The organism is Pseudomonas lundensis, assembly GCF_001042985.1.
Taxonomy (GTDB): domain Bacteria; phylum Pseudomonadota; class Gammaproteobacteria; order Pseudomonadales; family Pseudomonadaceae; genus Aquipseudomonas; species Aquipseudomonas lundensis.
In genome coordinates this window covers 274673-281757 of the sequence record NZ_JYKY01000003.1, presented here as the reverse complement: position 1 = coordinate 281757, position 7085 = coordinate 274673, and the positions used below count along the sequence as shown (strand labels likewise).

Genomic DNA, 7085 nt, shown 5'->3' with positions numbered 1-7085 from the left:
TGGCTGGCTGAAGGAGAACCGTCGCATCGTGACGCGCTTCGACAAGCTCGCAACAAGTTTTGCGGCGATGGTCTCATTGGCCTGCGCTATGCGGTGCTTGCGACAATACTTTACGTACAGAGCCTAGTACCGAAAATCCGCTACATGCTCCCGTCGCTTGCGAACTTGAGGTTTCTGTTTACGATCCGCGGCGCTGATTCCTCACTCAACAAATGAGGTAGGCTGTACATGAGGTATAGCATTGATTATCAGCAGGTTTCGCAAGGACAATCCGATGCCAGCATTGATGCCTGTCCAGCTGACATTGTCTTCAACAGCGACCATGGCCTAGCTCTTATCCCGTGCGTTGGCGATGTTATCAACCTCCCCTCTACGGCGGTCAAAGAAGGGGTTTGCGGCATCGTTAGATCAAGGATTTTCAATTATCTCAGAGGTCCTGAAGAGCTGTACTGTCACGTCAATATTCTCGTTGAGGAGGCGGACATCAATTTCGAAAGTCTCATCTCGGAATACATGCGCAATCAGTCACGTGCTCGCTCGCCTTCTTCATAAAGTCGAAGGCGGGCCAGTCCATTAATGGTTGTGTATGGGTGAGGGTTCAGCAGAGCGAGCGCCTACTGAGCACCAGAGATGAATAGTCACAGCCTAGTGGTTTAACGCGGTACTGCTGGTGTACGCAGGGCCGGACTCATTGTTTTTTGAATGGCGCATTGCAGCACATAGAAATATAAAACCCCGGAAGCAAATACGATTGCGGACAGATAAGCAAACTCAGAGTCTAAAACCCCGGAAACCATATACAATTTAATCGTGATAGAACCCATAATAATTCCGGTACAGTACATGACGCCTGTGAACTGATTGCCCAAAAAACTCAGTATGCCGCTGAAGGCATTGTTCGCACTCAACAGCATTGCTTTCAGTATCGTCCAGCCGAGAACTGGCAGAAAAGCCTTGATCATGAAGGCGAATAACATCGACGATGCAAACAGTTTTATCGGGGTTTCTGCCCACGGCTTGATGGTGCCGTCTACTTCAACGCCGGTATACAAGATGATATTCAGAATAATCGCCATAAGGGTGCATATGCCGAGGCGTATCATTTCCCGCTTAAGCGGGGCCATCATTATCACTGCGTGAATCTTGTTTCCAAAGTATCGTTTTAGTCCTTGGATCGACATTTTTCTTCCTATGCTCTCGGGTATGACGCTGTTGTAGCGTTGTATGACGGTCATGCTTTTACCCGAAGAGAGGTGACGCTTCAACGGTCCTGAATTGCGCAGGGGATCTCATGTCCTTCCCCTGGCTGGGTAGCTTGCTGAGAAATTCTCATCTACCTGCGTGGCAACGATGCGGCCACCCCGCCGCCGTCAGAGCTCTGGAGGACTGGCTGCTGTCAGCAACTCATCGAGTGACGGAACCTTAGCGTTTGCACTGAGGACGAGTGTTCTGGATCGGAGTATGGATACATCAAAGAAAGATTCGCACTCGACTCTTCCGTTTACTTCTCTCCAGTGGGTGACTTCTGGTATCAACTCATTAGGCACCGGGTATAGTGCCATAGGGTTATGGAATACCTCCACTTCAGCAGACCACGGCTCGTAGCCATATTGCGGCCAGAGCTGACCGTAGTCGCTGGACGCTACATCCAACAGAAATGGGATACCTCGTGATGCTCCCGGAGAACGGTCGAAAAACTCACCAAACCGCAAGTATCGGTACCCGTCTAGATGAGCTCCACCTGAGATCGGCACTCGGCTGAGCTTTGGCACTGTGCAGGCATTGGTGAAAATGACCGCTGAAAGATGGGCATTTTCCATTAGCGTAAATAGGCCGTTGGGGCGCCCTGATAGCAGAGATGTCTCTTCCTCCACAGTTATCAGGTGCGTACCACGATGCGCAGATGAGTGAACTGCAAAGCCATAGAGATAGCTGATGAGCGACTCCCTGCTCCACAGCATTGAACTGGGCGCATGGAAATCGGCTAAGGCCAGAATGAGCGGCTTACCCTCCACGTGCGGTAGGGATTCGTAACGCTTGTCCAATTTGTTTTGGATGGTCCTCGCAAACCTTTCTGCAGCCGCTCCTAAGAAACGCTCATGTCGGTCAGCGGGTGGGGGGACCGGCGAGGCGCCAAAATGCTCATACCGCTCTTCCGGGTTGGCTGTCACTGCTTCAACCCAGGCCTCATCTCCCAGCCTATTCTCGATGTGAAAATCGGGTGATTCTTTAGGCTGGGTGACCAAGAGTCCCTGTTCACGAAAAATCGCTAATAGGTGGGCTTCCCAGAGGCGGGTGTGAAAATTCTCAGTCTGGCAATCGGGAACCCAATTTCTGTCTGGGGATGGCAGTGCGAGATACAGTTGATTCAGCGCCCACGCCCCAATACGGCGGCTTGGATCAAATAGTGATTTGAACACCACGCTTGGTGTGCGCTTACCCATTCTGCTTAGAGGAGCACGTCGTCGTTCACCTGAAGGGAGTGGAAGCGGATGGGCTTGGGTATAGAGAAAATGGCTGATTGAGGCGCGGGCTTCGGACTCGCCAGTGGTGCACTCACCATGGCTGAGGAGCACCCACACGCTATCGACACGACGCCGCAAGGTGACAATTCCGAAGCTGCCGGAATTGATATTTCGGGTTAGAGCGGCACAAGAAATTCCGTCCTCACTAAGCCATGCCCCTACTGGCGGGCTGTCCCCAAACCCCAACCCTCGTGGAAGCGACAAAGCGATTAGATCGAACATCGGCGCAGCAATTTCTTTCATTCGCTGATCTCGGCAGTCGTCAAAATGCATTCCATCAATGCCTCGGAGCGTGCCCGCCGGCGATGGCATCGGTGGAGGTACCTATTGAAGAAGGGGGCTTTGCTCCACCAGGACGTCTCGGTTGGTGAAGATGGTCTCAATGGTTGCAGCCTCGGCAGCCACATGAGTCTTTCGCGTGATCTCTTCAAGGGCCAGTTCGAGCCGGTAGTCTTGGAAATACTCGTACAGCTTTTCAGAGCTCTCGGATATCTCCTCCCCACCATTTTTTGCGAACAAGATGTGGATGATCGCTGCGAGTGGGAGGGAGATGTCGAGATCCTTCTCTTCTGCATCTGACTCCGAGTTCAAACCGTCGAAATACCTCTCCAGATGATTCTGGAGCTCCTCAAGCCAGAACTGAGATAGGTTGCTAGGTAGGGAGCTTTCAGGCCCGGTCAGAAGGACTTCATCTCTGAATAGAGCCAGCAGATTGGGGTTTGCCATGGAGGACCTCACGATTAGATTTGAGAGCAACTGGTCAGCATAGTCCACCTCAAGATGACCACCTCCTTGACGCCCATCCTGGTGCTCCTGAGCATCAGACGAGTGAATCGCCCCGAAACCTGTAGATACAAAATGACCGCTTCTCGCCGTTAGCTGCCTTTCTTGAAGGACAGCTTTGGGTCGATAGCGGCCTTCGTGGAGGTTGGTGTCTACGGGGTCGGTTTAGTCATTCTGAATCTCCGGTTTCACCTCCGTGAGGCCGGCCATCGTCATGCATCAGATCTTGATTGACACGCGTGCCGCTTTGGATAGCCTTGCAATTGAGGGCTGCAACTGCGCATTTGTCGGGCCTGGGTACCAGCATGAGCCCCCGCAATTTTGGCAGCAGAGGAAGCTGGTTCCTCTGAAGTAGTGACGGCGGGCATTGCCAGTCGGATTCTGAACCCAAGGTCGCCAGACTAGGAGCTAAAGGATCGCTGCGACTACTCCTCATCCCTTACCGAAAAGTCACGCGTCGGTCGTAAACGGCCCTTTCCAGGCCAATCAACTTTTGTGATTGGTGAGTAGGGATTTCTCGGCTTTTCTGTGAAAAGCACCCCTTCATTTCACAAAAAAAATGGCGAAGATTCCAATTTCACGGGGTCTGGCCTATCACCTATTTTGTGAACCTACAGCGGATGTAAATGCACCACGAAAAAGGCCAACGCGAGCGTTGGCCTTTTTTTATGCGCGCAGAAAGCGCGGTCGTCAGAACTGCCAGCTCAGGTTCAACCCTACCCCGTGCGTCTTGTCCTTGTTGCTCAACTGCCCGTTGTAATCCAGTTCCAGGCGCGTGTCTTTACCCAGTGCCACGCCCACTTGAGCACCTACCACCGCTGCATCGCGGGCCAATGAAACACTGTGAACGCTGAAGGGCGTGCTGCCCGCCACGAAGCTCAAGTCCTCATCCGAGCCCACAGCATTCAAGTTGTGTTGCCAACCCAGGCTGCCCGCCACGTCCATTTTTTGGTCACTGTTTAAGGTGAAGGTTTTGGCAGCCCGCAGGCCGAGGGTCGATAACACGGCTTCGCGATTATCGCGGCGTCCTTTGAGTGCTGCGGCCCCGCCCTTTTCATGGAAGCTGTCGCTGCTCACGTGTACATACGCCAGGTTAGCGAAAGGCTCCAGCGCCAGCGACGGGAGTTGGATACGGTAGGCGGCTTCGGTGAAGACCTGCGCAGTGCCAGCATCGCGTTTGGTTTTTTGTTTGGCATCGATGTCGGCAAATTGCACATCACGTTTCACGTCGGTCCGGTTCCAGCTATAAGCGCCACCCGCACTCAGGCGCAGGGCATCGATTTCATGCCCTACGTAGGCGCCGAGGTGGTAGCTGTCGGTCGACGCGTTGGCGTGCGTGCCGTCTCCCATGTTCAGGCCGCTGTGGCTGTAACCGGTGAACAGGCCGACGCGGGTGGCCTCGGTGATAAGCCCGTCCGCGCCGATCAGCATGCCGCCCAACGAGGTGGTGTACTGCGCGTTGGATGAGCCGGCATCGGTTTTACCCCACGCACCGAGGGCCTTGACCCAGACAAAGTTCTGGCCAGCCGCCTCTGAACCGGCGGTGTACAGGTCATGCTGGCGCAAACGATCACCCACGGCGTCGCGTACGTGGCGACTGTCGTTAATCAGTTGGGTGGCAATGGCAGGGTGAATTTCACCACTCAATTGCTGATACGCCTGACGCGCACTGGTCACCGAAGGGGACAGCAAAATCCCTTCATACACCGCATTACCAGCGCTTAGCCCTTCCGCTGCGGCGGCCACGGCTCGTTGGTTAGGGGTTAGCGCGACACTGGCGAATGATGCAGCCGTGCGCTCGATGCCCAATTGCACCGCCGTGGCTGAATAATCCAGCTGCCCGCCGATGAACAGGTAGTTGGGCAAGACGCTGGCGAATCGCCCCTCTACCCCGCCCGCGGCCTGGAGAATGCTGAACTGTTGGCCCAACAAGCTGCCGGCTTGCTGGCGACTCAACAGCGCAGGATTGTTTTCCAGTGCCAGGGTCACTGTGCCGCCCTTCAATGTGGCTTTACCGTCCGCCACAATTCGGTCGCTTTGGGTTGGGGATAACTCAACGGCGTAGATGGCGCCCGGCTCGAACGTCACGTTACCCGCCACATTAAGCGTGCCGATCGAGTTGCCCGGCGCCACCGTACCGCCCGCGTTGGCAGTCAGTGCGCCGACCTGGCCGCTGCCACCCAGAACGCCGTTCTGGTTCACCGTGACGGCGGAGCTGAGCGAGCCATTCACCGCCAGCAGGCCCTGATTGATCGCCGTTGGCCCACTGTAAGTATTGGCGCCAGTCAGCACCAACGTACCGATGCCTTGTTTGGTCAGCCCGCCGTGGCCGCCGATGTCGTTACGCCAGACATCCAAACCGCAGCTGGCATCCGTGCAGCGTCGCTCCGTGGGTTTTCCGGCATCTATCAGCGCACCCACGCCCGGCAGGTCTGCCACAAACTGGCCGTCGCCGTACGAGCCTGCTACGCGCAGGGCTTGTGGGATATCGGCATCGGCGATGAACATGCCGGGGCCGTCGATGGCTTTATGCAGATTGATCATGCCCCAGCCATACAGCTCGTCTACACCCGCCGCGCCCAGGTCGGTTGCCGTGGACTTAAGCACGCCTGCCACCTGTGCCCCGGTCATGTACGGGAAGCGCTCCATCAAGATGGCTGCACTGCCCGCCACATGGGGGGCGGCCATTGAGGTGCCGCTTTTATTGCCGTAACCGACCGTCATGTTGTCCAGCGTGGTGCCACCGATCACGGCGCTGTAGATCCCGGTGCCCGGTGCGGACACGCAGAAACTGGCCGCATACCCGCACCGGGATGAGAACGTACTCAGGGTGTAAGGGATGGCGCTGGTGGTGTCAGGGTTTTGCTGCAAGCTGGCAACCGTGATCCAGTTGGGGGCGATGTCCGGGACGAAATGCGCCAGCCCTGCAATGGCGTCCGGGTTGTTGAGGTTGTAGTCATTACCGGCGGCGAAAATGGTCACGATGCCACTGCGCGCCGATTCGATGGCGCCGCTGTAAGCGCCACCCGCCTTGGTGTCGAGCAGCGGCACAATCTGATCGAACTGCTTCTGCGCGTCGTCCACGGTGAAGTGCGGGTAAGCCGGGTCGCGTCCGCCCAGGCGAAACGTGTCGGTGATACCAATGCCCCAACTGTTGTTGATGATCCGCGCCCCGCTGGCGGCCAGCGCATCCCAACCGGCTTTGTAAACCGCGCCGTCATTGCCACGAATAATGCCGTCTTCCGGGCCGGGGTCGCCGTTGTCGGCCATGATGATCTGCGCGTCATAGGCCACGCCGTGCATCGGGCCGCCATCGCGGTTGCCCCCTGCAATGCCGCCGACGTGGGTGCCGTGGGAGCCCAATTTGCCGTCCGACCCGGCCGACGGGCTGCCGTCGTAGATGAACGCGTCACCGGCTTTGACCGGAATGTACGGGTCGGCGTATTCGCGAATGCCGGAGGTGGTCAGGGTGATGACTTTGTTCGGGCTGTTGAACTCAGGGTGCTGCGCGTAGACCGGCTGATCGAAGATCCCGAGTTTGACGCCCTTGCCGCTGTACCCCGCGGCGTAGGCATCTTGCGCATTGATCGCGCCCAAGCCCCAGTCCGCCTTGAACTCCGGGCTGCGCCAGCTATCGGGCTGCCCTGCCCGTCCGGCCTCTACATAAGGAGCAGCGTGCAATTGTCCGAACATGCCCACTGATGCCATGCCCAATGCCAATGACATGACCCGTTTTTTAAACGGCAGCGTTCCTACAGGCAGGAGTTGCCCACGTGT

Annotated in this window: 5 protein-coding genes and 1 pseudogene; 2 read left to right on the top strand and 4 right to left on the bottom strand. The window is 56.5% G+C overall.

Going from position 1 to position 7085, the window contains the following annotated elements:
- A pseudogene (locus TU74_RS24085) lies at positions 1-127 on the top strand (IS5/IS1182 family transposase); the annotation flags it as partial.
- Positions 128-228: 101 nt separating this feature from the next.
- Entirely contained in the window at positions 229-552 is a 324-nt protein-coding gene (locus tag TU74_RS04305; RefSeq protein ID WP_010951457.1) for a hypothetical protein, read from the top strand.
- Between the two features lie 101 nt (positions 553-653).
- On the opposite strand, the gene TU74_RS04300 is transcribed toward TU74_RS04305, so the two are convergent.
- From TU74_RS04300 to TU74_RS04285, 4 genes are all read right to left on the bottom strand, one after another.
- Complete coding sequence (locus TU74_RS04300) at positions 654-1181, bottom strand: hypothetical protein (RefSeq protein WP_012269855.1); 528 nt, start codon at positions 1179-1181, stop codon at positions 654-656.
- A gap of 189 nt (positions 1182-1370) precedes the next feature.
- Positions 1371-2768, bottom strand: a complete 1398-nt coding sequence (locus tag TU74_RS04295; RefSeq protein ID WP_223296393.1) for a hypothetical protein — start codon at positions 2766-2768, stop codon at positions 1371-1373.
- Between the two features lie 81 nt (positions 2769-2849).
- Complete coding sequence (locus TU74_RS04290; protein ID WP_153428583.1) at positions 2850-3251, bottom strand: hypothetical protein; 402 nt, start codon at positions 3249-3251, stop codon at positions 2850-2852.
- A gap of 747 nt (positions 3252-3998) precedes the next feature.
- Positions 3999-7034: an autotransporter domain-containing protein gene (locus TU74_RS04285; RefSeq protein ID WP_048375261.1), complete on the bottom strand. Its 3036-nt coding sequence runs from the start codon at positions 7032-7034 to the stop codon at positions 3999-4001.
- Positions 7035-7085: the final 51 nt, after the last annotated feature.